The sequence below is a fragment of the Sphingomonas lacunae genome, assembly GCF_012979535.1.
Classification (GTDB): domain Bacteria; phylum Pseudomonadota; class Alphaproteobacteria; order Sphingomonadales; family Sphingomonadaceae; genus Sphingopyxis; species Sphingopyxis lacunae.
In genome coordinates, this window is the sequence record NZ_CP053015.1 from 1548499 (window position 1) to 1569843 (window position 21345).

Annotated in this window: 23 protein-coding genes; 16 read left to right on the plus strand and 7 right to left on the minus strand. The window is 62.7% G+C overall.

What is annotated here, in order from left to right; all coding sequences use genetic code 11:
- Positions 1–27 precede the first annotated feature (27 nt).
- From GV829_RS07345 to GV829_RS07365, 5 genes are all read left to right on the plus strand, one after another.
- Positions 28–456 (plus strand): GNAT family acetyltransferase, encoded by a 429-nt coding sequence (locus GV829_RS07345; RefSeq protein ID WP_169945389.1) that lies wholly within the window; start codon positions 28–30, stop codon positions 454–456.
- A 208-nt stretch (positions 457–664) separates the two neighbouring features.
- A complete protein-coding gene (locus GV829_RS07350; protein ID WP_169945390.1) occupies positions 665–1075 on the plus strand; it encodes a winged helix DNA-binding protein in 411 nt (136 codons plus the stop codon).
- 82 nt (positions 1076–1157) lie between these two features.
- Positions 1158–1505: an ArsC family reductase gene (locus GV829_RS07355; protein WP_169945392.1), complete on the plus strand. Its 348-nt coding sequence runs from the start codon at positions 1158–1160 to the stop codon at positions 1503–1505.
- Positions 1506–1606: 101 nt separating this feature from the next.
- On the plus strand, positions 1607–2635 hold the full coding sequence (locus GV829_RS07360; protein WP_246203110.1) for a glycerophosphodiester phosphodiesterase: 1029 nt from the start codon (positions 1607–1609) through the stop codon (positions 2633–2635).
- Between the two features lie 55 nt (positions 2636–2690).
- Entirely contained in the window at positions 2691–3641 is a 951-nt protein-coding gene (locus tag GV829_RS07365; RefSeq protein ID WP_169945394.1) for an aldo/keto reductase, read from the plus strand.
- Here GV829_RS07365 and GV829_RS07370 read toward each other — a convergent pair.
- On the minus strand, positions 3638–3850 hold the full coding sequence (locus tag GV829_RS07370) for a helix-turn-helix transcriptional regulator (protein WP_169945396.1): 213 nt from the start codon (positions 3848–3850) through the stop codon (positions 3638–3640). The two genes, GV829_RS07365 and GV829_RS07370, sit on opposite strands and share 4 nt — an antisense overlap.
- A 2-nt stretch (positions 3851–3852) precedes the next feature.
- Positions 3853–4299, minus strand: a complete 447-nt coding sequence (locus GV829_RS07375; protein WP_246202760.1) for a hypothetical protein — start codon at positions 4297–4299, stop codon at positions 3853–3855.
- Between the two features lie 118 nt (positions 4300–4417).
- Between GV829_RS07375 and panB the strand changes: the two genes are divergently transcribed.
- From panB to GV829_RS07400, 5 genes are all read left to right on the plus strand, one after another.
- A complete protein-coding gene (gene panB / locus GV829_RS07380; protein ID WP_169945398.1) occupies positions 4418–5290 on the plus strand; it encodes a 3-methyl-2-oxobutanoate hydroxymethyltransferase in 873 nt (290 codons plus the stop codon).
- Between the two features lie 83 nt (positions 5291–5373).
- Positions 5374–6102 (plus strand): tetratricopeptide repeat protein, encoded by a 729-nt coding sequence (locus GV829_RS07385; RefSeq protein ID WP_169945400.1) that lies wholly within the window; start codon positions 5374–5376, stop codon positions 6100–6102.
- Positions 6099–7439 carry an outer membrane protein assembly factor BamB family protein gene (locus tag GV829_RS07390; protein ID WP_343042794.1) on the plus strand — a complete coding sequence of 447 codons (1341 nt, stop codon included), beginning with the start codon at positions 6099–6101 and terminating at the stop codon, positions 7437–7439. The genes GV829_RS07385 and GV829_RS07390 overlap by 4 nt, the downstream gene beginning before the upstream one ends.
- Entirely contained in the window at positions 7436–9142 is a 1707-nt protein-coding gene (der, locus tag GV829_RS07395) for a ribosome biogenesis GTPase Der (protein ID WP_169945402.1), read from the plus strand. The genes GV829_RS07390 and der overlap by 4 nt, the downstream gene beginning before the upstream one ends.
- Before the next feature lie 169 nt (positions 9143–9311).
- Complete coding sequence (locus GV829_RS07400) at positions 9312–9725, plus strand: Hpt domain-containing protein (RefSeq protein WP_343042795.1); 414 nt, start codon at positions 9312–9314, stop codon at positions 9723–9725.
- Positions 9726–9747: 22 nt separating this feature from the next.
- Here the strand turns inward: GV829_RS07400 and GV829_RS07405 are convergent, their stop codons facing one another.
- The 4 genes from GV829_RS07405 to GV829_RS07420 all read right to left on the minus strand — a co-directional run bounded on the left by GV829_RS07405 (position 9748) and on the right by GV829_RS07420 (position 14229).
- A complete protein-coding gene (locus tag GV829_RS07405; protein WP_169945404.1) occupies positions 9748–11013 on the minus strand; it encodes a DUF418 domain-containing protein in 1266 nt (421 codons plus the stop codon).
- A 62-nt stretch (positions 11014–11075) separates the two neighbouring features.
- Positions 11076–12008 (minus strand): DMT family transporter, encoded by a 933-nt coding sequence (locus GV829_RS07410; RefSeq protein WP_169948081.1) that lies wholly within the window; start codon positions 12006–12008, stop codon positions 11076–11078.
- 2 nt (positions 12009–12010) lie between these two features.
- Entirely contained in the window at positions 12011–12964 is a 954-nt protein-coding gene (locus GV829_RS07415) for a threonine aldolase family protein (protein ID WP_246203111.1), read from the minus strand.
- 50 nt (positions 12965–13014) lie between these two features.
- Positions 13015–14229, minus strand: coding sequence for an argininosuccinate synthase (locus GV829_RS07420; RefSeq protein WP_169945411.1), 1215 nt, complete (start codon positions 14227–14229; stop codon positions 13015–13017).
- A 132-nt stretch (positions 14230–14361) separates the two neighbouring features.
- On the opposite strand from GV829_RS07420, the gene GV829_RS07425 reads away from it, so the two are divergent.
- Complete coding sequence (locus GV829_RS07425; protein ID WP_169945413.1) at positions 14362–14811, plus strand: DUF1801 domain-containing protein; 450 nt, start codon at positions 14362–14364, stop codon at positions 14809–14811.
- Here GV829_RS07425 and GV829_RS07430 read toward each other — a convergent pair.
- Positions 14808–16514: a class I adenylate-forming enzyme family protein gene (locus GV829_RS07430; RefSeq protein ID WP_169945415.1), complete on the minus strand. Its 1707-nt coding sequence runs from the start codon at positions 16512–16514 to the stop codon at positions 14808–14810. The genes GV829_RS07425 and GV829_RS07430 overlap by 4 nt on opposite strands.
- A gap of 40 nt (positions 16515–16554) precedes the next feature.
- Here GV829_RS07430 and lgt point away from each other — a divergent pair, with 40 nt between their 5' ends.
- Genes lgt through GV829_RS07455 form a run of 5 tightly spaced genes read left to right on the plus strand, consistent with a single transcriptional unit; the run spans position 16555 to position 21237 of the window.
- A complete protein-coding gene (lgt, locus tag GV829_RS07435) occupies positions 16555–17457 on the plus strand; it encodes a prolipoprotein diacylglyceryl transferase (RefSeq protein WP_169945417.1) in 903 nt (300 codons plus the stop codon).
- A gap of 3 nt (positions 17458–17460) precedes the next feature.
- A complete protein-coding gene (locus GV829_RS07440) occupies positions 17461–18528 on the plus strand; it encodes a class I SAM-dependent methyltransferase (protein WP_246202761.1) in 1068 nt (355 codons plus the stop codon).
- Positions 18525–19064 carry a GNAT family N-acetyltransferase gene (locus GV829_RS07445; RefSeq protein ID WP_246202762.1) on the plus strand — a complete coding sequence of 180 codons (540 nt, stop codon included), beginning with the start codon at positions 18525–18527 and terminating at the stop codon, positions 19062–19064. Before GV829_RS07440 ends, GV829_RS07445 begins: the two co-directional genes overlap by 4 nt.
- Positions 19061–19834, plus strand: coding sequence for a peptidoglycan editing factor PgeF (pgeF, locus tag GV829_RS07450; protein WP_169945419.1), 774 nt, complete (start codon positions 19061–19063; stop codon positions 19832–19834). Before GV829_RS07445 ends, pgeF begins: the two co-directional genes overlap by 4 nt.
- The gene (locus tag GV829_RS07455) at positions 19831–21237 is read left to right on the plus strand and encodes an SLC13 family permease (RefSeq protein ID WP_169945421.1); all 1407 of its coding nucleotides are present in this window, start codon (positions 19831–19833) and stop codon (positions 21235–21237) included. The genes pgeF and GV829_RS07455 overlap by 4 nt, the downstream gene beginning before the upstream one ends.
- Positions 21238–21345 lie beyond the last annotated feature (108 nt).

The following is a 21345-nucleotide window of genomic DNA, read 5'->3' on the forward strand; positions in this document are numbered from 1 at the left end:
AGCGGCTGGGCGGGGGGAGTGAAAGCAATGCAGCCAGAGATTGAGATGGCCACCGCCGCGGATGCGACGGATGTCATCGCCCTGTGGCACAGCTGCGGCCTGACCCGCCCTTGGAATGATCCGCAGGCCGATTTCGATCTCGCCCTGACAACGCCGACCAGTACCATTCTGACTGCCCGCAACCCAATGGCGATTGTCGGCACAGTCATGGTCGGCTTCGATGGCCACAGGGGTTGGGTCTATTATCTGGCAGTGGACCCTTCGCTGCGCCGTTCCGGTCTGGGCCGGCACCTGATGGCCGCAGCGGAGGCATGGTTGCGCCGGGCCGGCTCCCCCAAGATCCAGTTGATGGTCCGTGGCGACAATCAGGCTGCCGTCGGATTCTATCAGGCGCTTGGCTATCAGATACAGGATGTTCTCACCATTGGACGACGACTGGATGGTGGCAACAACTGATGTAGCGTCAATCATACCATGTTGATCGAGCGTGTTTTGGTTCGTTAAGCTGGCATTATTCATGTCAATTGGCGGGTAGGGCGATGAATACATCCATTTTGGACTGATTAATCCAATACAGTCGTTATGAACTCAACTTTGCATTTATCTGCATTTTGCCTTAATTGTCGTTGCGGTCGCACAATAACGGCAGGCAAGGCAGTATATCTTGGACCATTTGGCTCATGTCCATGAAGAAGGGGCGGCGGACATCCCAATTGAGGATGCCCGCAGGGCGGCGTTGATTCGCCGCTTCATGGCCTTCCGTCGACAGCGCAATACTGTCTTTCCCGAAGCATCGGGGACGGATGCCAACTGGCTGATCCTGGTCGAACTCTATCTGGCGGCGCTGGAACGGCGGCGGGAGAGTATTTCCAGCCTGTGCGTGGCCTCGGGGGCACCGGCAACCACGGCATTGCGCTATATCCGGACGCTCACCGACGCTGGCATTGTTGTGCGTGATCCCGATCCGGAGGATGGCCGGCGTGTCTTTGTCAACATGCAGCCGGCCAGTGTCGCACAGATGAAGCAGCTGTTTGACGGCCTCGAACAGCAACTGGTGGCTCTTCTTTCGGCATGATGGGTTTGGATGTGATGCGCGCTGACTGGTCTTGTCGGGATGAATGACGCATAACGCAGTCTCTTGTGCCAAAGGGGCTGACATGACGCTGATGCTTTTCGGAATTCCCAATTGTGACACTGTTAAAAAGGCGCGTATCTGGCTGGATGCCAAGGGCAGCGCTTATCAGTTCCACGACTATAAAAAGGCCGGGATTGATGCCGCCACGCTCACCGGCTGGGCCCGTGAAGCGGGATGGGAGGTGCTCCTGAATCGGGCCGGGACCACGTTCCGCAAATTGCCCGATGAAGCGAAGGCTGGTCTGGATGAGGCCAAGGCAATTGCCCTGATGGTCGAACAGCCGAGCATGATCAAACGACCGGTCGTCACCGGGGCGGGACGCTTGCTGGTCGGCTTCAAACCGGCCGAATGGGAGGCAGTACTTGGTTGATGCGCAGCCCTGTCATCGTCAGGTCACAGGGCGGCGGCATGCAGCATTTCATGCGCCATGCCATCTTTCTCCTTGCCGCTCTGCTGTTTGGACTGCCTGCCATGGCTGATGCCCATGCCACACGGTCGGGTGAGCCACCGATCATCATCGCCCATCGCGGTGCCTCGGGCGAGCGGCCCGAACATACGCTGGCTGCCTATGACCGCGCGATCGAACAGGGCGCCGACTATGTCGAGCCCGATCTGGTGCTGACCCGCGACGGGGTGCTTGTGGCGCGCCACGAGAATGAGATCAGCGGTACCACCGATGTCGCCGACCATCCCGAATTCGCCGGTCGCCGCATGACCAAGATCATCGATGGCATAGAGGTGACCGGCTGGTTCACCGAGGATTTCACCCTCGCCGAACTGCGCACCCTTCGCGCCCGCGAACGCCTGCCGCAATTGCGCGACGCGAACACCGCCTTTGACGGTCTCTACCCGATCCCGACCTTTGAGGAGGTCATCCGCCTCGTCCGCGCGCGGGAGGTGGAGATGGGGCGCACCATCGGCATCTATCCCGAGACCAAGCACCCCAGCTATTTCGCCAGCATTGGCCTTCCGCATGAGGCGCCATTGCTCGAACTCCTGGCCCGTTATGGCTATGACAGCGCCGATGATGCGCTGTTCATCCAAAGCTTTGAGGTGGGGAATCTGATCGCGCTCAATGGCAAGACCAATGTCCGGCTGATCCAGCTGGTCGATGCCAGCGGCCACCCGGCAGACCGGCCTGACATGAGCTACGAGCGGATGATGACGGCGGATGGCCTGACAGTCGTTGCCGCCTATGCCGATGGTATCGGTCCGCCCAAGGACATGCTGATTGCCCGCAATGCTGATGGCTCGCTGGGTGCTTCAACCGGACTGGTTGCGCGCGCGCATGCCGCGGGGCTCGACGTCCATCCCTGGACCTTCCGCCGCGAGAATTATTTCCTGCCCGCGAATTTGCGCAGTGGGGAAGATCCGCGTGCCGCTGGGGACCTCGCTGCCGAAATTCGCGCCTTCATTGCCGAAGGGGTCGATGGCCTGTTCACTGACAATCCGCTGGTGGGAGCGGCGGTAGTCCGCCCGGATGCTGGCGGATTGCATTGATCTTGTCGGACCCTGCTGACACAGTGGGGCCACTGCACAGCGAGGAACCGCAAACATGACACAGCTTCGCCCTCTTGGCTCCAGCGGTTTTTCGACGCCTGCACTTGTGCTCGGCGGCAATGTCTTTGGCTGGACAGCGGATGAGGATGCGAGCTTTGCCGTGCTCGACGCGTTCATGGCCGCTGGTGGCCGGATGGTCGACACCGCTGATGTCTATTCAGCCTGGGTGCCGGGCCACAAGGGGGGCGAATCCGAAGGGGTGATCGGCCGCTGGATTGCGGCGCGCGGCAGGCACCCCAATCTGCTGATCTCGACCAAGGTCGGCCTGTTGCCGGGCAAGGGAGGCAAGGGGCTGGCGCCCGAAAGGATCGCCGCTGCCTGTGAGGAATCGCTCAACCGGCTCGGGGTCGATTGCATCGACCTCTATTTCTCGCACAAGGATGACCCCGACACGCCGCTCGACGAGGTGATGGGTGCCTTTGCCGAACTGGTCAGCGCCGGCAAGGTCAAGGCGCTCGGTGCGTCCCAGATCGGCGCCGAACGGTTGAGTGAGGCACTGGCCGCGTCGGACCGGCTTGGCCTGCCACGCTACAGCGTCATCCAGCCCGAACTGAACTTGATCCGCCGCGCGGATTATGAGGGGCCTTTGCAGGCACTGGCGATGGAGCAGAACCTCGGCGTCATTCCCTACTACGGCCTCGCCTCCGGATTCCTTACCGGCAAATATCGCTCGCCCGACGACTTGGGCAAAAGCCCGCGTGGCGGAGGCATGGCCAAGTTGCTCGAAGGCAAGGGCGCGACGGTGCTTGCGGCGATGGATGCGGTCGCCGCCGAAACCGGTGCCACGCTCGCCCAGATTGCTCTGGCGTGGAACGCCGCCCAGCCGGGCGTCACCGCGCCGATCGCCAGCGCGACATCGGTAGCGCAGTTGACCGAGCTGCTGGGCAGCCTGTCGCTGACCTTGACAGATGAGCAGCTCGCCAGCCTCGACGCTGCGTCGCGCTAATCGCCTTCCCACCGGAACACCTCTTCGAGCGGCTTGCCGAAGACGTGGGCGATGCGGAACGCAACTTCCAGACTGGGGGAATATTTGCCCTGTTCGATGGCGGCGATGGTCTGGCGGGTGACGCCGACCCGGTCCCCCAGATCGCCCTGCGTCATTTCGCCTGCCAGGAAGCGCAGCGTGCGAATGTCGTTGGTGAAGGGCAGCGCCATGCTCAGCCTCTCCTGTACAGCCAGAGCTGCGCGCCGACGCGCACCAGCTCGGCCGAGACCACGACGGCCAGCACCAGATTGAGCAACAATGCCCCGCTCCAGCCCCAGAAGACGGCGACCAGCAGGCCATAGACGCCCAGCACCAGCGGATAATAGGCCGCATGGGTGCCGCGGCGGTGGATGTCGCGCTCGCGCTCATCCTCTTTGAGGCTCGCTTCACGCGGGAAACGGATCGCCAGAAAGGCGGCCACCGCGCTCATGATCGCAATGATGATGATCGTCACGGGCACCAACATTCCCGCCACCGCGCCGATGCCTGCCCGGCTGTTCACAAGGCCCCATGGGTAGCTCAGGAAATACCAGCCAAAGGCACCGGCAATGCCGATGAACGCGGCCCAGTGGATCTTTTCGCGGAAGGACATATCAGACTCCATGTTCGATTTGCTCATCAGTATGTAAAATATATTTTACATTGAGTCAAGTACAACGGACATTGCCTCTCCGCCGCTTGCGGCAAATCCCTCGCGGGCTTGGGCTTTTGCGCCTGAGCCGCTATGCCTCTTGTCCATGTCCACGACCTATACGCTCGATACCTCGACCAGCCGCGCCAACCCGACACCGGCGCCGATGAAGCGGCTCACCGTGCCCGCCATCCAGCGGCGCAAGGCCGATGGCGTCACGGCCGAACCGCTGGTGATGCTCACCGCCTACACCGTGCGCATGGCGCAGCTGCTCGATCCGCACTGTGATTTGCTGCTGGTCGGTGATTCGCTGGGGCAGGTGATCTATGGCTTGCCGTCGACCGTGCCGGTCAGTCTCGACATGATGTGCGCCCATGGTGCTGCGGTGGTGCGCGGCAGTTATCACAGCGTGGTCGTCGTCGACATGCCCTTCGGCAGCTATGAGGCGAGCCCGGAAAAGGCGTTCGAGAGCGCCGCGCGTATCCTCAAGGAAACCGGTTGCGCCGCGGTCAAGCTCGAGGGTGGACAGGCGATGGCGCCGACCATCCGCTTCCTCACCGAACGCGGCATCCCGGTGATGGCGCATGTCGGCCTGACGCCACAGGCGGTCAATGCACTGGGAGGCTATGGCGCGCGGGGCCGCAACGATGCCGAAAAGGACAAGATTCTTGCCGATGCCCATGCCGTCGCCGATGCGGGTGCCTTTGCCGTGGTGGCTGAGGGCGTGCTCGAACCCATCGCCATCGCGATGACACAGGCGGTTGCCATCCCCGTCATTGGCATTGGCGCCTCGGCGCAATGCGATGGCCAGGTGTTGGTGACCGAGGACATGCTCGGCCTGTTTGACCGGGTGCCCCGCTTCGTCAAACGCTTTGCCGACATGGCCTCTTTTGTTGATGCGGCGGTGCAGGATTATGCCGCCGGAGTCAGGGACCGTTCATTCCCGACAGCCGATCAAACCTATCAGCCCAAGGGTTGAGCCGAAAGGCTTGGCCTTTGTGGCGGGCGCGGCTAAGGAAATTTGCCCGCCCTTACCCCAAGAGCGAATGAAGAGGACGCACCGTGGCGCTGCCGCCCAGCAATCCCGACACTTTCATGCAGGAAGTCGATGACGCGGTCCGCGCGGACCGGCTGCAAAGCTTTGTCCGCAGCTATGGGCGCGGGCTGATCGCGCTCGTCATCGTCGCGTTTCTGGCTCTTGCCGGTTGGCTCTGGTGGCAAAATGATCAGGCAAGCAAGGCAGGCGAAACCGGCCGCAATTTCTCCATGGCCCTCGAAACATTGGGGCAGGGTCGGCCCAAGGCGGCTGCGGAGCAGTTCCAGCCGATCGTCAATGATGGCTCGCCGACCTATCGCGCGCTGGCCCTGATGGCGCAGGCCAATGCCGCGCTGGCCGAAAATGATGCCCGCACCGCTGCGGCCAAGTTCGGGCTGGTCGCCAACGACAGTGGCATTGACCAGCCGATCCGCGATGCCGCGCTGTTGCGTCAGACGCTGGTTGAATTTGACCAGATGGATCCAGCTGCGGTTGTTGCCCGCCTGCGCAATCTCGTCTCGCAGCCCGGTCCTGCCTTTGCAAGCGCCGCTGAACTCACCGCGCTGGCCGAAATGAAGCGCGGCAATGACCGTGCGGCCGGCCAGCTCTACAAGCGTATCACCGAAGCACCCGATGTGCCGGAATCGCTCAAATCGCGCGCGCTTCAGATGGTCAGCCTGCTCGGAGCGGACGCAGCCCGCCCGGCAGCCGCGACACCTGCCGCCGCCGCTGCCACTACCAAGACCGGGGAATGACAATGCAGACCAAGGCATGGAAAATCGCCGGAACGGCCGCGTTCACCGCCGTGATGCTCAGCGGTTGCAGCATATTTGAAGGCGATGGCGGGCCGACCACGCCGACCGTCGGCAATCGTGTGCCGATTCTCGCCAACCAGTCCGACCTCGCGGTCGATCCGACGATTGCCGGGTTGCAGATCATCCTGCCCGCGCCGGTGCCCAATGCTGACTGGACCCAGCCCGGCGGCAATTCTGCCAAGGCCATGAGCCATGTCGCGCTGCCTGCCGAACTCACCACCGCCTGGACGGCCCAGATCCGTGGCGGCAATCTGCGTGCGCGTCTGGCGGCGGCGCCAGTGGTTGCCGGTGGCACCTTGTTCGCCATTGATACCGAAGCGACCGTGCATGCGTTCAATGCCGCCACCGGTCAGCGCCTCTGGTCGACCCAGGTCGGTGATACTGAACGGGATGGCCAGCGTGCCCGTTTTGGTGGCGGTGTCAGCGCCGAAGCCGGCACGGTCTACGCCGCCAGCGGTCTGGGCGATGTCGCGGCCATTGATGCCGCCACCGGCGCCGTCCGCTGGACAGTGCATCCCGCTGGTCCGCTGCGCGGCGCCCCGACTGTCGCCTTTGGCAACATCTATGTGATGGGCCAGGATAATCAGCTGTTTGCCCTGCGCACCAGCGACGGTAACGTCGAATGGCAGGAAGCTGGATCGCTCGCCCCCGGCAGCGTGTTTGGCGTTGCCGCACCGGCAGCGGGTCAGGGGACCATCGTCGCTGGCTATTCGTCGGGCGAACTCAATGCGTACCGGTATGAAAATGGCCGCTCCCTGTGGGGTGATGCACTGGCCCGCACCAGCATTTCCATGTCGGTGTCGACCCTGACCGATATTGATGCCGATCCGGTGATTGATCGCGGCAGGGTTTTCGCCATTGGTCAGGGCGGTCGCATGGCCGCTTATGAACTGGTCACCGGCCAGCGCATCTGGGAAATGAACCTCACCGGCATCTCGACCCCTTGGGTGGCGGGTGAATGGGTGTTCGTGTTGACCGATGATTCCCGCATTTTCGCCATTACCCGGGCGACTGGCAAGGTTCGCTGGATTGGCCAGCTGCCCCGCTGGCGTGATGAGGAAGACCGGGAAGGGATGATCCGCTGGACCGGCCCGGTCCTGGCTGGCGGCCGCCTGATCGCCGTTTCGACCGACGGCCGCATGGCCCAGATCAATCCCGAGGACGGCAGCGTCCAGTCGCTGACTGACATCAGCGGCCCGACCCGTCTGGCCCCGGTTGTCGCCAATGGCATGCTCTATGTGATGGACGATAATGGTCGCATCACCGCCATGCGATGAACGCGCCGGCTGACCTGCCTGTCGTTGTCATCGTCGGGCGGCCCAATGTGGGCAAATCGACCCTGTTCAACCGGCTGGTCGGCAAAAAGCTGGCGCTGGTGGATGACCGTCCCGGTGTGACGCGGGACCGGCGCGAAGGCGTCGGCCATCTGCTGGGCTTGCAATTCCGGATTGTCGATACCGCGGGTTTCGAGGAGGATGATCCGGCAAGTCTGCCCGGTCGGATGCGCGCCCAGACAGAGGCGGCGGTGCATATGGCCGATGTCGCCCTGTTCCTGATTGACGCCCGTGTCGGGGTGACCCCGGTCGATGCCGAAATCGCCCGCTGGCTGCGTGACAGTGATACGCCGATTGTCGTTGTCGCCAACAAGGCTGAGGGCAAGGTTGGCGCGGCAGGCGTGAGCGAGGCCTATAGCCTGGGGCTGGGCGAACCATTTGGCCTGTCCGCTGAACATGGTGAGGGCATCGTCGACCTGTTCGACGCCCTTCGACCCCATGTCGAACAGCCCGAAGAGGAAAGCGATGTCCCCGCCGGCAAGCGGCGCGGCAAGTCGCAACGCGCTACGACCAAGGCGAAACAGGTCGCGGCCGACCTCGCCGGAGAGGCCTTGCGGGCTGATCTGGTCATTCCCGATGGCGAGGATGATGGCGAGGAAATCGTCTGGCAGGGTGAGGAGCTGGACCCGGAATCGCCGCTCAAACTGGCGATTGTCGGTCGTCCCAACGCCGGCAAGTCGACTCTGGTCAACCGTATCCTCGGCGAGGAGCGGATGATCACCGGCCCCGAAGCGGGGCTGACTCGCGATTCCATCTCGATCGACTGGATGTGGACCGCGCCCGATGGTGCGCGTCGCCCGGTCCGCCTGATTGATACGGCCGGTCTGCGCAAGCGGGCCAAGGTGCAGGACAAGCTGGAAAAACTGTCGGTCGCCGATACGCTGCATTCGGTCGCCTTTGCTGAAGTTGTCGTGCTGATGCTCGACGCCACGCTGGGGCTGGAGGCGCAGGACCTGCGTATCGCTGACCGGGTGATCGACGAAGGGCGTGCGCTGATCATCGCGCTCAACAAATGGGACGTGGCAGAGGATGGCAGCGCCCTCTATCAGGGTATCCGCGCCGCGCTCGACGAGGGACTGGCCCAGGTCAAGGGCGTCCCCCTGATCACTGTTTCCGCCGCGACCGGCAAGGGGCTCGACCAGTTGCTCGCCATTGCCTTTGACATTCGCGAACAATGGTCGCGGCGCGTGCCGACCGGTGAACTCAACCGCTGGTTCGAACGGGCGACAGAGGCCAATCCTCCGCCCGCGCACAAGGGTCAGCGGATCAAGCTGCGCTATATCACCCAGGCCCGCAACCGCCCGCCCAGCTTTGTGGCCTTTGGCAGCAGGGTCGACATGCTTCCGGAAAGCTATCGCCGCTATTTGGTCAACGGGATCCGCCGCGAACTTGGCTTCGGCGCGGTGCCGGTCCGGCTGACGCTGCGCGCCTCGCGCAATCCCTTTGGTGCGGCATTGCGCAAATCGGCTCATAGCGCCCCGCGCAAGGCCGAAACGAGAGGGGCAGGGGGTGGCACCGGCAAATCGGGTCGCGCCGCGGCTCCCCGGGCAGCTCCCGGCCTGCGTGCTGTGACACCTATCGGCCAGGTCCGCCGTCCCGCCAGGCCAGGGGGTAAACCTGGTGGCAAGCCGGGTCGCAAGGGCTGACGGACATCTGTTCCATTTTGACGCCACTTGACCGCTTTCCGGCCTGTTTGGACCGGTTTGGCGGCATTGGGTAACATTGTCTTTACCCGGTGACTCCTACGGTTGTGACAGGGACCGATGCAGTCTGCCGGAAATCCGGGGCTGGCAGACGATTGTCAAAGAGACTGACATGGCCAACATGGATTTGCACATTGTCGACTGGGCATCGCTCGCCGAAACCCGCGCGCAGCTCGGCGCCTCTTTCATCCGCATCCTCGGATATTTCCGGGAAGATGGACTGCGCTCAATCGAACTGATTGAATCCGCGATGCGCGCCTCTGATGCTCCGGCGATGGTGATGCCATCGCACAAGCTCAAAAGCGAAGCGCGCCAATTTGGCGGGGAACGGCTTGGCCAGTTGGCCGAGGACATTGAAATGTTCGCCCGCCAATGCGTCGAAACCCACGAAACGCCAGAGGATTATGTTGACCGTGTGGTGCTGCTGCGCCCGTTGTTCAACAGCATGATGGACGCGATCGACGCGGAAACCAGTCCGTTGGTGCAACGCCACAAAGGCTTTGGCACCGCTCGCCGCGTCGCCTGACTTCATCCTTGGTCGGGCAGGACTAATGTGTCCGCCGCAATGGCTGCACCTTCCCGCGGGCCAGGGTGCGCCACAGCCACTCCATCGGTCCAAACCGGAAATGGTCGAGCCAGGGCTTGGACCACAGCAGCATGATCACCCAGACGGCGATCACCGCGCCATAGGTCTGAACCCGTGACCATTCACCAAATTGGCCGAGGCCCCAGCCGTAAAACAATGCTGTCATCAACAAGGATGTGCCCAGATAGTTGGTGAAGGCGGCCCGCCCGGCAGCGGCCACGCGGATGATGAGGGGCGAAGAGGCAAAGCGTTGCGCCAGCGCCATGAACAGAGCGGCATAGCCAATGCTCATCGGCACATCGAATGGCACGGAAAAACCGAAGGTTGTGCCCATGACAATGGCCGGCTCAAGGTCTACGGAAAATTGCAGTGCGAGCAGTGCGATCCCCCCGATCATGCCGATGCTCAGGCCCACAGTTGCCCATTTGGTCAGCCGTTCGATCGACCATTGGCCCTGCAGCAGGCCGTTTTTGAATAGGGCCATACCAATCAGCATCAGCCCCAATGTCTCTGCAAAATACATCGGCATCAGGATCAGTGGCTGAAACAGCATCTCATCCAGCTTTACGGCGAGGATGGTGGCATAGTCGCTGCGATAGAGCTCATAATCTTCGCGACCAAAGGCGCTATAGGGCGCGAAATCCGCAGCAAATTTTCCATAGGCGGTAGCTAGATCGGCCGGAGCACCGGGCCACGACCCCATGTGCAGCATGATCATCGCGATCGACATCATGATGCTGTTGAGCGCGATCAACAGGATGCCCCAGATGGTCAACGCCTTCACCGACAGGTCGCGGAAAAGATAAAGCACCAGGCCGCAACAGGCATAAAGGAACAGGATGTCGCCGACCCACAGGAAAAAGAAATGGGCTAGGCCAAAAAGTGCCAGCACCACCATGCGGGCATAATGGGTCTGGGCCGCGCTGCGTCCGCCAGCTTCGGCCGCCTGGATCACCAACAGCGTCGACGCGCCAAACATGATCGAGAACAGGCCGCGCATCTTGCTGTCAAACAGGACGAAGGCGATGGCCCAACTCCACAGGTCCGCCCCGGAATCGCCGCCCCAGTGGCGCGGCGTGATATAGGCGTTTTCCGGCATGGCAAAACTGATGATGTTCATCAGCAAAATGCCCATCACCGCGAATCCGCGTGTCGCGTCCAGTCCGGCGATACGGCTGGCCGGCGGACTGTCTGCAAATACGGCCGCCGTATCCGTTGCTGTCGTCATGCCCCACCCCTTCCAGCTGTATCAGTGGAATAATGCACCAAATCAGGGGGGATGCCAACACTCTATCGTGATGCGGGTCTCAGTGCGACGATCAGTCCTGCCATGGCGAGGATCGCGCCGGCAACAGACAGGCCGGACCAGACATACCCCTCGGCCAGTGTCGACAGGCCCATGGCGATGACCGGGATGAGCACGCTTGACCAGGCCGCCGGGCCGGCGCCGACATCGCGGATGATGCCGAAATACAGCGGAAAGCAGATGACGCTGCCGAACAGGCCCAGATAGAGAATGCCCGCGCTGTAGGTCCAGCGCGGGTCGAACGTCGGTGCGCCGACCGTCGCTATGGCAAACAGGCCGTTGGCCAGCGTGCCCCACAGCATCGCCCAGGCTATCAGCGCAAAGGAGGACTGCGCCTTGGCGAGCGGGGTTGCCTGCATCACATTGGCGGCGGAAGCGCTCATCACACCGGCAAGGGTCAGGACGGTGCCCAGGATGACGGTGCCGGTGTCCGCCTTGATCGCACTCGCTTCATGCACCAGCAACAGGATGATGCCGACCACGGCAATCGCCCCTCCGGTCAGGAAGCGCCGGTCGACTTCGGTCTTGAGGAACAGGCGGGAGAGGATGGTGTTGGGCACGATCAGAAGGGCAAAGATCACCGCCACGACGCCTGATGTCAGATAATGTTCGGCGCGATAGACGAAATTGAAATTGAGCATGAACTGCGCGAAGCCGACTGCCGCCGCGAACAGCATTGCCTTGGGCTCCAGTCCCATCCGTTCCCGCCGGATGGCGAGCAACAGGAACATGGCGATGCTCGCCACGGCAAAGCGGTAGGTGACCGACCAGCTCGCCGGCACCGTGCCCAGCTGGTCGCGGATGACCAGCCAGGTCGATCCCCAGATCAGCGTGACGATGGTGAAGGGGATCAGAACGCGCGGGGACAGCAAGGTCAGCGGCGCGGGCTGGGCCGGCGCGTCTTCGGCAGGGGCCATGGTCACAGCGCGCGGATCGCGTCAGCCAGCGGCTGGACGTCGCCGACGGCATGCTGCCAGCTTGTCACCAGTCGCGCCGCCCCTTCACCCCAGTCATAGAAATCAAAGCCGGCGGCGCGCAAAGTCGCTGCCTCTTCAGCGGTCAGTCGGAGGAATATCTCGTTGGCTTCAACCGGGTGCAGCAGCCGCTCCCCCGCCGCCTGCGCGATGATCGCCGCGGCGCGGTTGGCACTGCGCGCATTGTCGAGCCACAGCCCACCCTCGATCATCGCCAATATCTGTGCCGCCAGATAGCGACCCTTGGACTGGAGGTGCCCGGACCGCTTGCGCATTTCCTTGACGCCCGCCGGCATGCCATTGAAAAACACCAGCGCCTCGGCGTTCATCCCGCCATTTTTGACGCAACCGAACGACAGCACATCAACGCCCGCGCGCCATGTGACATCGGCCGGCGTGCAGCCAACATGTGCCACCGCATTGGCAAAGCGGGCCCCGTCCATGTGCAGCGCCAGCCCATGCCGCCGCGCGCATTCGCCCACAGTCGCAACCTCGTCCGGCGTCCAGGCGAGGCCATATTCACTCGCATTGGTGATGCTGATCGCCGCCGGTTGCACCTGGTGCACGTCCTTGCGGATCGCCCCCATGCGCGCATCGATGGTGGCGGCGTCGATCTTCGCGCCAGCACCGGGCAACAGCATCAGCTTGGCGCCGCCATTGAACAGCGCCGGCGCGCCGCACTCGTCAACCTCGATATGCGCTTCCTCATGGCACAGCACCGCCTGCCAGGGCCGCACATGGGCGGCGAGCGCGATGCTGTTGGCCGCCGTCCCCGTCGCCACCCACATCGCCTCGACCGGCTTGCCGAACAGGTCGGAAAATGCCGAATCGAGCCGCGCCGACAGCGCATCGCCGTCATAGGCGGTGTCGACCGCGTTGGCCGCTGCCAGCGCCTCCATCACCTGCGGGTGAACGGGCGCGGCATTGTCAGAGAAGAAGCGCTGGATCGTCACCGGTCCCGCGCAGCCAGCAGCCGCAAGCGCAGCGCATTCAATCGGATGAAGCCCGCCGCGTCCTTCTGGTCATAGGCGCCGGCATCATCCTCGAACGTCACATGGCGCTCCGAATAGAGGCTGTTGGGGGACTTGCGGCCGACCACGCTGGCGCTGCCCTTGTAGAGCTTGAGCCGCACCGTGCCGCTGACCTTCTCCTGGCTGAGGTCGATGGCGGCCTGCAGCATTTCGCGCTCGGGCGCGAACCAAAAGCCATTGTAGATCAGCTCGGCATATTTGGGCATCAGCTCGTCCTTGAGGTGCGCCGCACCCCGGTCGAGCGTGATCTGTTCAATGCCGCGATGCGCGCGGGCGTAAATCTCCCCGCCCGGCGTCTCGTACATGCCGCGCGACTTCATGCCGACAAAGCGGTTCTCGACGAGGTCGAGCCGGCCGATGCCATGCTTGCGGCCCAGCTCGTTGAGCGCCGCCAGCAGCGTGGCGGGCGACATGGCGACGCCGTTCAGCGCGACGCCGTCACCACGCTCGAAATCGATGGTGATATATTCGGGCGCGTCGGGCGCATCCTCGGGGTTGACCGTGCGCGAATAGACATAGTCGGGCGTTTCTTCCCACGGATCCTCAAGCACCTTGCCCTCGGACGAGGTGTGCAACAGGTTCGCGTCGGTCGAGAAGGGGCTTTCGCCACGCTTGTCCTTGGGCACGGGGATCTGGTGCTTTTCCGCCCAGTCGATCAGCGCGGTGCGGCTGGTCAAATCCCATTCGCGCCAGGGGGCGATGACCTTGATGTCGGGCGCGAGCGCGGCCACGCCCAGCTCGAAACGCACCTGGTCATTGCCCTTTCCGGTCGCGCCATGCGCCACGGCATCGGCGCCGGTTTCGCGGGCGATCTCGACCAGACGCTTGGAAATCAGAGGACGGGCGATTGACGTGCCGAGCAGATAATCGCCCTCATAACGGGCATTGGCGCGCATCATCGGAAAGACGAAATCGCGGACAAACTCCTCGCGCACATCGTCGATATAGATGTGCTCGGGCTTCACGCCCATCATCACCGCCTTCTCGCGCGCCGGTTCCAGTTCCCCTTCCTGGCCCAGGTCGGCGGTAAAGGTGACGACCTCGCAACCATAGGTCACCTGCAACCATTTCAGGATCACGCTCGTGTCGAGCCCCCCCGAATAGGCCAATACCACCCGCTTCACGTCGCTCATCGTCTTCATCCACCCCGAAAGGAAAGTCGCGCGCCGCCTATCAGGCGAGCGCGCGGCGGGCAAGGCACAGCTTGACCTGCGGCTGCCATCGCCGCATCCTCTTGCCACCTGCCATCATGGGGTGCAGCGATCATGGCCAACAAGACTGCCAAAACCCTGCCGACCGCTGCTGACGTGTCGGCGTTCATTGCCGCAGTCCCGGATGAGCGCCGCCGTTCGGAAGCCGGTGTGATCGACACATTGCTGCGCCGGATCACCGGGGAGGCGCCCTCGATGTGGGGGCCGACGATCATCGGCTATGGCAGCTATGATTACACCTATGACAGCGGCCATTCCGGTACCTCGTGCCGCATCGGCTTTTCGCCGCGCAAGGCCCAGCTGGTCGTCTATCTCATCCCCGTGTTCGAGGGATCGGACAAGGCCGAAGCCGACAGGCTGCTGGACTGCTTGGGCCCGCACAGCATGGGCAAGTCCTGCCTCTATATCCGTCGTCTCGACAAGATCGACCTGACGGCTCTGGAACAGCTGCTCGCCCTCAGCTGGCGGCTGATGGGCGAGCGCTATCCGACCAGACCGGCTTAGCCTTCCGCGGCGAACTTCGCCTGATAGGTCTTGCGCAGGCCGACCCGGTCGAGCTTGCCCGTGCCGAGCACCGGCAGCGGCTCATCGACCAGCCAGATGCGGGCCGGCACCTTGAACGCTGCAAGGGTGGCGTTCAGATGCTCGCGCAGCGCCTCTTCGGTTGATGGCTCGTCGGGCTTGAAGCGGACGACCGCGCCGACAATCTCGCCGAACCGCTCGTCGGGCAGGCCGAACACCGAACATTCGGCGACCGGCGCATGGGCATAGATGGCGCTTTCCACTTCCGGGCAGCTGATATTCTCGCCGCCACGGATGATAATGTCCTTCTTGCGATCAACGATGAACAGATAACCGTCCTCGTCAAGATAACCCAGGTCGCCGGTGCGGAAGCGGCCGTCATCGGTAAAGGCGGCCTTGGTCGCCGCCTCATTGTTCCAATAGCCTTCGAAATTGGCGATGGTGCGGATCGACACCTCACCGACCTGTCCCTGCGGCAGGACATTGCCGGCATCATCGATGATGGCAAGGTCCACCAGCGGCAGGCTGGCGGGGCCGGTGCTGTCGGGCTTGGCGATATAATTGTCGTTGAGGTTGCCGCAGCCGACGCCATTGGTCTCGGTCAGACCATAGCCGAGCAGCGGCATGCCGCCACCCATGCCATCGGCCAGCCGCTTGACGTGATCGCGCGGGCGTGGCGCACCACCAGCGGCAAAGCTTTTGCAGCTCGACAGGTCATATTTGTCGCGGTTGGGGTGGATCAGCATTTCATAGCTCATCAGCGGCACGCCGACGAAATAGGTGATCTTTTCCTTTTCGATCAGCCGCATCGCCTCTTCGGCATCCCATTTGGGCATCATCACCAGCTTGCGGCCAATGGCAAAGCTCTGGAGGAATACCGGCACCTCGCCCGTCACATGGAACAGGGGAACGTTGAGCAGCGTGGAGGCTTGACCCTCGGGTGCGTTGCCGACCGATGTCAGTACATGGACGATGGTGGCGGTCTGCACGATATAGTTGAACGTGCCCTGCACCACCGCCTGATGGGTTGACCAGGCTCCCTTCGACTGGCCGGTCGAGCCCGACGTGAACAATATGGTGGCGACATCATCGCCCATCACCATTGGTAGCTGGGTCGCGTCCGATCCGCCTTTGGCGGTCAGCGGGGCAATGGCCTCGGCAATTGGCTTGCCAATGTCGAGCGTCACCACCTGGGCACCATGCGCGATTCCGCTCTCGGCGAGGCGGCGCGCGCGCGGCTCATCCGCCAGAACCAGCGAACAACCGACATCGGTGACCCCGGCGGCCAACTCGCCGCCCTGCCACCAGCCGTTGAGCAGCGTGGCGACACCGCCCGCCATCACAACGCCCATATAGGTCACGACCCAGGATGGCGCGTTGCGCATGGCAATGCCGATGCGGTCGCCTTTCTTGACGCCAAAGCCATCTACCAGCGCGCGGGCGACATCGGTCGCGCGGGCATAGGTTTCGGCAAAGCTAAGCCGCTCCTCGCCATCGACCAGAAAGTCTGCGCTGCCATGCAGGTTACAGAAATAGGCAAAGTAAAAGGGCAGGCTTGGCGGCGCATTGCTGATCACCGGCATGGTGACACCGCGTTTTTCCACGGTGCCGAGCTGGAACATTTTTCCGTCACCAACGACGGCGTCCAGTCCGGCGGCGATCATCTGGTCCAGGGGGGTTGGCATGATAGAATCTCTCCGCTTGGTCTAGTTGTATCCGCCGTATATGAGGATCAAAACCACTGGGGAAAAGACCTTGCTCGTTTCGCTTGCAGCTGACGCTACGGCTTATGTGAATTTTGCCGATCTTGGCCTGTCACCGGTCGCCTTTTCGCCGTTCGGGCTGGACATTCGCTGGTACAGCCTCGCCTATATCGTCGGGATATTTGCCGGTTATTGGCTGGTTCGCAAAATGTGCCGGCAACCCGGTGCACCGATGACCGACCGGCATATCGACGACCTGCTGTTCTACGCCATGCTCGGCGTGATTGTCGGCGGGCGGATAGGCTATGTGCTGTTCTACAACCTGTCCGAATATCTTGCCGACCCGCTCGCCGTGTTCCGCCTCTGGGATGGCGGCATGTCGTTCCACGGCGGCGCTGCCGGCGTCACGCTGGCGATCTGGTGGATCGCCCGCCGCGACCGGCTCAGCTTCCTGCGCGTCTGCGACTATGTCGCGGTGGTCGTGCCGATTGGCATGTTGCTTGGCCGGCTCGCGAACTTCGTCAATGGCGAACTGTGGGGCCGGGTAAGCGATGTGCCCTGGGCGATGATCTTCCCTGATGCCCTGACCGCTGATCCGCGTCACCCCAGCCAGCTCTATCAGGCGGGGCTGGAAGGGCTGTTGATGCTGGTGATCCTCAGCTATCTCTTCTGGCGCACCCATGCCCGCTATTATCCCGGTCGTTTGGTCGGTGTCTTTGCCGTTGGCCTTGGTCTGGCGCGCTTCATCGTCGAATTCGTCCGTGAACCCGATGCGCAATTGGCCGAATTCACGGCCACCACTGGCCTTTCTATGGGCCAGTGGCTGACCATTCCGCTGATCCTGCTTGGCCTCTGGCTGGTCTGGACGTCAAAGGGCCGCCGTCAGCGCATCGAACCCATTGCCGGTCCTGACAGCGTCGCCTGATCCATGGTTGCGGCAACGCACGCGGCGCGCGGGCCCCTATCCCGCCGCCTCGAAAGGCTGATTGCCCAAGGCGGATCGATCCCGGTCAGCCTGTTCATGGCCTATGCCAACGCCCATTATTATGCGACGCGCGATCCTCTCGGCGCCGACGGGGACTTCATCACCGCGCCGGAAATCAGCCAGATGTTCGGCGAACTCATCGGCCTTTGGTGCGCTGATCTGTGGATGCGCGCCGGCCAGCCCGATGCCGCTTGGGTCGAGCTGGGGCCGGGACGCGGCACGCTGGCCAGCGACGCCTTGCGTTCAATGCGTCGCTTCGGGCTCGACCCGGCGGTGCATCTGGTCGAAACCAGCCCGGTGCTGCGCGATCAACAGGCGGCAAGGGTGCCGGCAGCGGTTTTTCACGATGATGTGTCGAGCTTGCCGGCTGACCGGCCGTTGATCATCGTCGCCAATGAATTTTTCGATGCCTTGCCGATCCGGCAGCTGGTGCGCTCGCGCGAGGGCTGGCGCGAGCGGGTGGTAACGATGGACGGCGGGCGCTTTGTTCCCGCCATCGGCCAGCAGCCGATGGACGCTGCCGTGCCGTCGCTGCTCCGCATGCAGCCGCCGGGGACGATCCTTGAAAGCTGCCCTGCCGGGTCTGCGATCATGGCGGACCTTGCCGGGACACTGGCGCGGCAGGGTGGGGCCTTGCTGGTCATCGACTATGGTTATCCCGCCACTGCGCCCGGCGACACATTACAGGCGGTCAAGGGGCACAATCATGTCGATCCCTTCGCCGATCTGGGGGAGGTCGATCTGACGGCTCATGTCGATTTCGGCGCATTGGCTGCCGTGGCGCGCGGGGTTGGCCTGCGGGTGTCCGGGCCGGTGGGGCAGGGGCCATTCCTGCGTGCGCTTGGGCTGGATCAGCGCGCCAATGCGTTGATGGCTGGACAGCCGGACCGGCGCGATGCCATTGCGTCCCAGCGCGACAGGCTGGCGGAGGATGAACAAATGGGTCAATTGTTCAAGGTGATGGCAGCCGCTGCTCCCGGCTGGCCGGTGCCGGAGGGGTTTGCCGGATGACGATGGTTGCGGATTTTTCGGTTGCCGAACCGGTGCTGGCTGATGCGGAGGCACTGTCCGCCATGGCGCAGGCCAGCTTTTGCGATACTTTTGCCTATCGCAATTATCCGGCGGATGATCTTGCCGGATTTCTCGCCACGGCGATGGGGCCGGAGCGTTATGCGGCACAAATCGCCGATCCTGCCTACGGCTTGCGGATTGTCCGCAATTTATCCAATGAAATCATTGGCTTCATCAAAATGGGGCCGAATGACCTGCCCCTGGTCGATGGTGATCAAAATGATGCGGTCCGCGAACTCCACCAACTTTACCTTCTGCCTGCGGCAAAAGGTACGGGAATGGCTGATTTCCTCATGAATTGGGGTGTTGAATGGGCCCGGGCAGAGGGCGCAAGGTCGCTCTATCTCAGCGTCTACTTCGAAAATATCCGCGCCCAGAAATTCTACGCCCGCCACGGCTTTGTCGAAATCGGAAAAAATCCCTTCTGGGTTGGCCAAACCTGCGATGACGACCGCGTCTGGCGCCGCCCGCTATGACCGAATCCGTCCCCCTCTGGCGCTCCGCCGCGCTCGATGGCATCCCCCACGGCTTCGCAGGTCGCCGAGGCGGCATCTCGACCGGTGCCTTCGCCAGTCTCAATGTGGGCACCGGGTCCGGTGAGGATGAGGCCATCGTGATGGAAAACCGCCGCCGCGCCGCCGCCGCTGTGCTCCCCGGCGCCGACCTCGCCACCGTTTATCAGGTGCATGGCCGCACCTGCATCACCACCGATCACGCCTGGCCGATGGACGAGCGTCCGCACGCGGATGCGCTCGTCACCGCCACGCCCGGCCTCATCCTCGGCATATTGACCGCCGACTGCGTCCCGGTGCTTTTCGCCGATCGCACCGCGCGCGTCGTCGGTGCGGCCCACGCCGGCTGGAAGGGCGCGCTGGCTGGCGTCACCGACGCTACAATCGACGCCATGGAGGCGTTGGGAGCGGATCCGAGCTACATCATCGCGGCAATCGGCCCCAGTATCGCACGTGCCTCTTATGAGGTCGACGTACCGCTACGCGATGCCGTCTGCGCTGACGATCCGTCGAATGAACGATTCTTCACCGACGGACTCCGCCCCGATCGCTGGCAGTTCGATTTGCCTGCCTATGTGGCATCACGCCTTGCCAACCGCGGTATTCGCCGGGTCGACATGCTCGGGCTGGATACTTATGCAGGGAACACTGATTTCTTCAGCTTCCGCCGCGCAACCCATGGCGGAGAGCCGGCGTACGGACGTCAGCTCAGCATGATTGGGCTAGCAGGATGAACGCCAAACTCGCGGGCTTGCTGGGCGGTATTGCGGTCTTTGCATCGATGCTGCTGCTGCCAGCGCCGGACGGCATGTCGGCCACTGCATGGATGGTGGCTGCGCTGACGATTTTGATGGCGATATGGTGGATGACAGAAGCTGTGCCGCTGACAGTCACTGCTTTGCTGCCTTTCCTCATGGTGCCGCTGTTCGGGATTATGCCGGCTGGCGCAATAGCCAAGGAATATTACTCACCAATCCTCTTTCTTATCCTGGGTGGGGCTTTCATCGCCCTGGCAATTGAAAGGGTCGGACTGCATCGCCGCTTGGCGCTGGCGTTGCTTGCGCGCGCCGGTGGCACGGCATGGGGTCTTTTGTTTGCGTTCATGATGGCTACCGCCATTCTGTCTATGTTCATTTCGAATACGTCGACCGCGCTGATCATGATGCCTATTGCCATTGCGGTGCTGGCGGCGGCGAAGACAGCTGAGGGCGAGACCTCTGGCATGGCTGGCGCCTTGGCCATGGGCATTGCCTTTGCCGCGTCGATTGGCGGATTGGGCACCTTGGTCGGATCACCCACCAATGCCATCGCCGCTGGACTCATCGAAAAGGCTCTTAACCTCCAGATCAACTTTGCCTTGTGGGCGGCCTATGGTGTCCCGATCGTTCTGTTGGCGATCCCGCTTGCCATGGTGATACTGATCCGCGTCCAACGATTGCCAAGGGATGGTTTCGATGTCGCAAGTGCCAAGGCAGCCATTGGTCATGCCGGCACATGGACTGTCGCGGAAAAGCGATTGGTGCCCGTCTTCCTTCTCGTCTTTACTTCCTGGGTTGCGCAGCCCTGGGTCGAGCCTCTTCTGCCCGCAGGGGCATTGACCGACGGTACGATTGCAGTTGCGGGAGCGATGCTGCTCTTTGTGGTGCCCGATGGAACCGGCCGTCCGCTTCTGGTTTGGAAGGAAGCTGATCGAGCCCCGTGGGGAGTGATCATGATGTTCGGTGGCGGTTTGGCTCTGGCTGCGGCCATTACCGAGTCTGGTCTGGCGGCGTGGCTGGGAGACGTGCTGGCCCCCCTCCGCCATGTTAATCCTATCGTGATAGCCTTGATCTTGTGCGGTTTGGTTGTGCTTATCACCGAATTTGCTTCCAATGTGGCGACGGCCAGTGGCGTCATGCCAGTGGTTGCGGCCCTGATCGGAGCGACAGGCGTAGATCCTCTTGTTCTTGCAATGCCCGCAGCATTGGCTGCCAGCTGGGGCTTCATGCTGCCGTCGGGCACGGGGCCAAACGCCATCGCTTGGGCGAGTGGCCACATAGCTTTGCCACGGATGTTGAAAGCTGGCTTGTGGCTTGATTTTGCTGGCATCCCCCTCATCGTTGGCGTCTGCTGGGCAGTTACCGCTATCCTGCGTTGATTCCATTGTGTGCATGCACGATGGTTTCGCATTAGCTGGCTCGGCAGGGCTTTCGAATCCCGACGCGATTTCATTCTTGGCGCTGTCCTTCACAGTGGTAACCGACGA

Bases quoted from the DNA above. Each gene is read 5' to 3' on its own strand.
- GV829_RS07345 (WP_169945389.1), top strand. From the start codon at position 28: ATGCAGCCAGAGATTGAGATGGCCACCGCCGCGGATGCGACGGATGTC.
- GV829_RS07355 (WP_169945392.1), top strand. From the start codon at position 1,158: ATGACGCTGATGCTTTTCGGAATTCCCAATTGTGACACTGTTAAAAAG.
- GV829_RS07360 (WP_246203110.1), top strand. From the start codon at position 1,607: ATGGCTGATGCCCATGCCACACGGTCGGGTGAGCCACCGATCATCATC.
- GV829_RS07365 (WP_169945394.1), top strand. From the start codon at position 2,691: ATGACACAGCTTCGCCCTCTTGGCTCCAGCGGTTTTTCGACGCCTGCA.
- GV829_RS07370 (WP_169945396.1), bottom strand. From the start codon at position 3,850: ATGGCGCTGCCCTTCACCAACGACATTCGCACGCTGCGCTTCCTGGCA.
- GV829_RS07375 (WP_246202760.1), bottom strand. From the start codon at position 4,299: ATGAGCAAATCGAACATGGAGTCTGATATGTCCTTCCGCGAAAAGATC.
- panB (WP_169945398.1), top strand. From the start codon at position 4,418: ATGTCCACGACCTATACGCTCGATACCTCGACCAGCCGCGCCAACCCG.
- GV829_RS07390 (WP_343042794.1), top strand. From the start codon at position 6,099: ATGACAATGCAGACCAAGGCATGGAAAATCGCCGGAACGGCCGCGTTC.
- der (WP_169945402.1), top strand. From the start codon at position 7,436: ATGAACGCGCCGGCTGACCTGCCTGTCGTTGTCATCGTCGGGCGGCCC.
- GV829_RS07400 (WP_343042795.1), top strand. From the start codon at position 9,312: ATGGCCAACATGGATTTGCACATTGTCGACTGGGCATCGCTCGCCGAA.
- GV829_RS07405 (WP_169945404.1), bottom strand. From the start codon at position 11,013: ATGACGACAGCAACGGATACGGCGGCCGTATTTGCAGACAGTCCGCCG.
- GV829_RS07410 (WP_169948081.1), bottom strand. From the start codon at position 12,008: ATGGCCCCTGCCGAAGACGCGCCGGCCCAGCCCGCGCCGCTGACCTTG.
- GV829_RS07415 (WP_246203111.1), bottom strand. From the start codon at position 12,964: ATGGAGGCGCTGGCAGCGGCCAACGCGGTCGACACCGCCTATGACGGC.
- GV829_RS07420 (WP_169945411.1), bottom strand. From the start codon at position 14,229: ATGAGCGACGTGAAGCGGGTGGTATTGGCCTATTCGGGGGGGCTCGAC.
- GV829_RS07425 (WP_169945413.1), top strand. From the start codon at position 14,362: ATGGCCAACAAGACTGCCAAAACCCTGCCGACCGCTGCTGACGTGTCG.
- GV829_RS07430 (WP_169945415.1), bottom strand. From the start codon at position 16,514: ATGCCAACCCCCCTGGACCAGATGATCGCCGCCGGACTGGACGCCGTC.
- lgt (WP_169945417.1), top strand. From the start codon at position 16,555: ATGAGGATCAAAACCACTGGGGAAAAGACCTTGCTCGTTTCGCTTGCA.
- GV829_RS07440 (WP_246202761.1), top strand. From the start codon at position 17,461: ATGGTTGCGGCAACGCACGCGGCGCGCGGGCCCCTATCCCGCCGCCTC.
- GV829_RS07445 (WP_246202762.1), top strand. From the start codon at position 18,525: ATGACGATGGTTGCGGATTTTTCGGTTGCCGAACCGGTGCTGGCTGAT.
- pgeF (WP_169945419.1), top strand. From the start codon at position 19,061: ATGACCGAATCCGTCCCCCTCTGGCGCTCCGCCGCGCTCGATGGCATC.
- GV829_RS07455 (WP_169945421.1), top strand. From the start codon at position 19,831: ATGAACGCCAAACTCGCGGGCTTGCTGGGCGGTATTGCGGTCTTTGCA.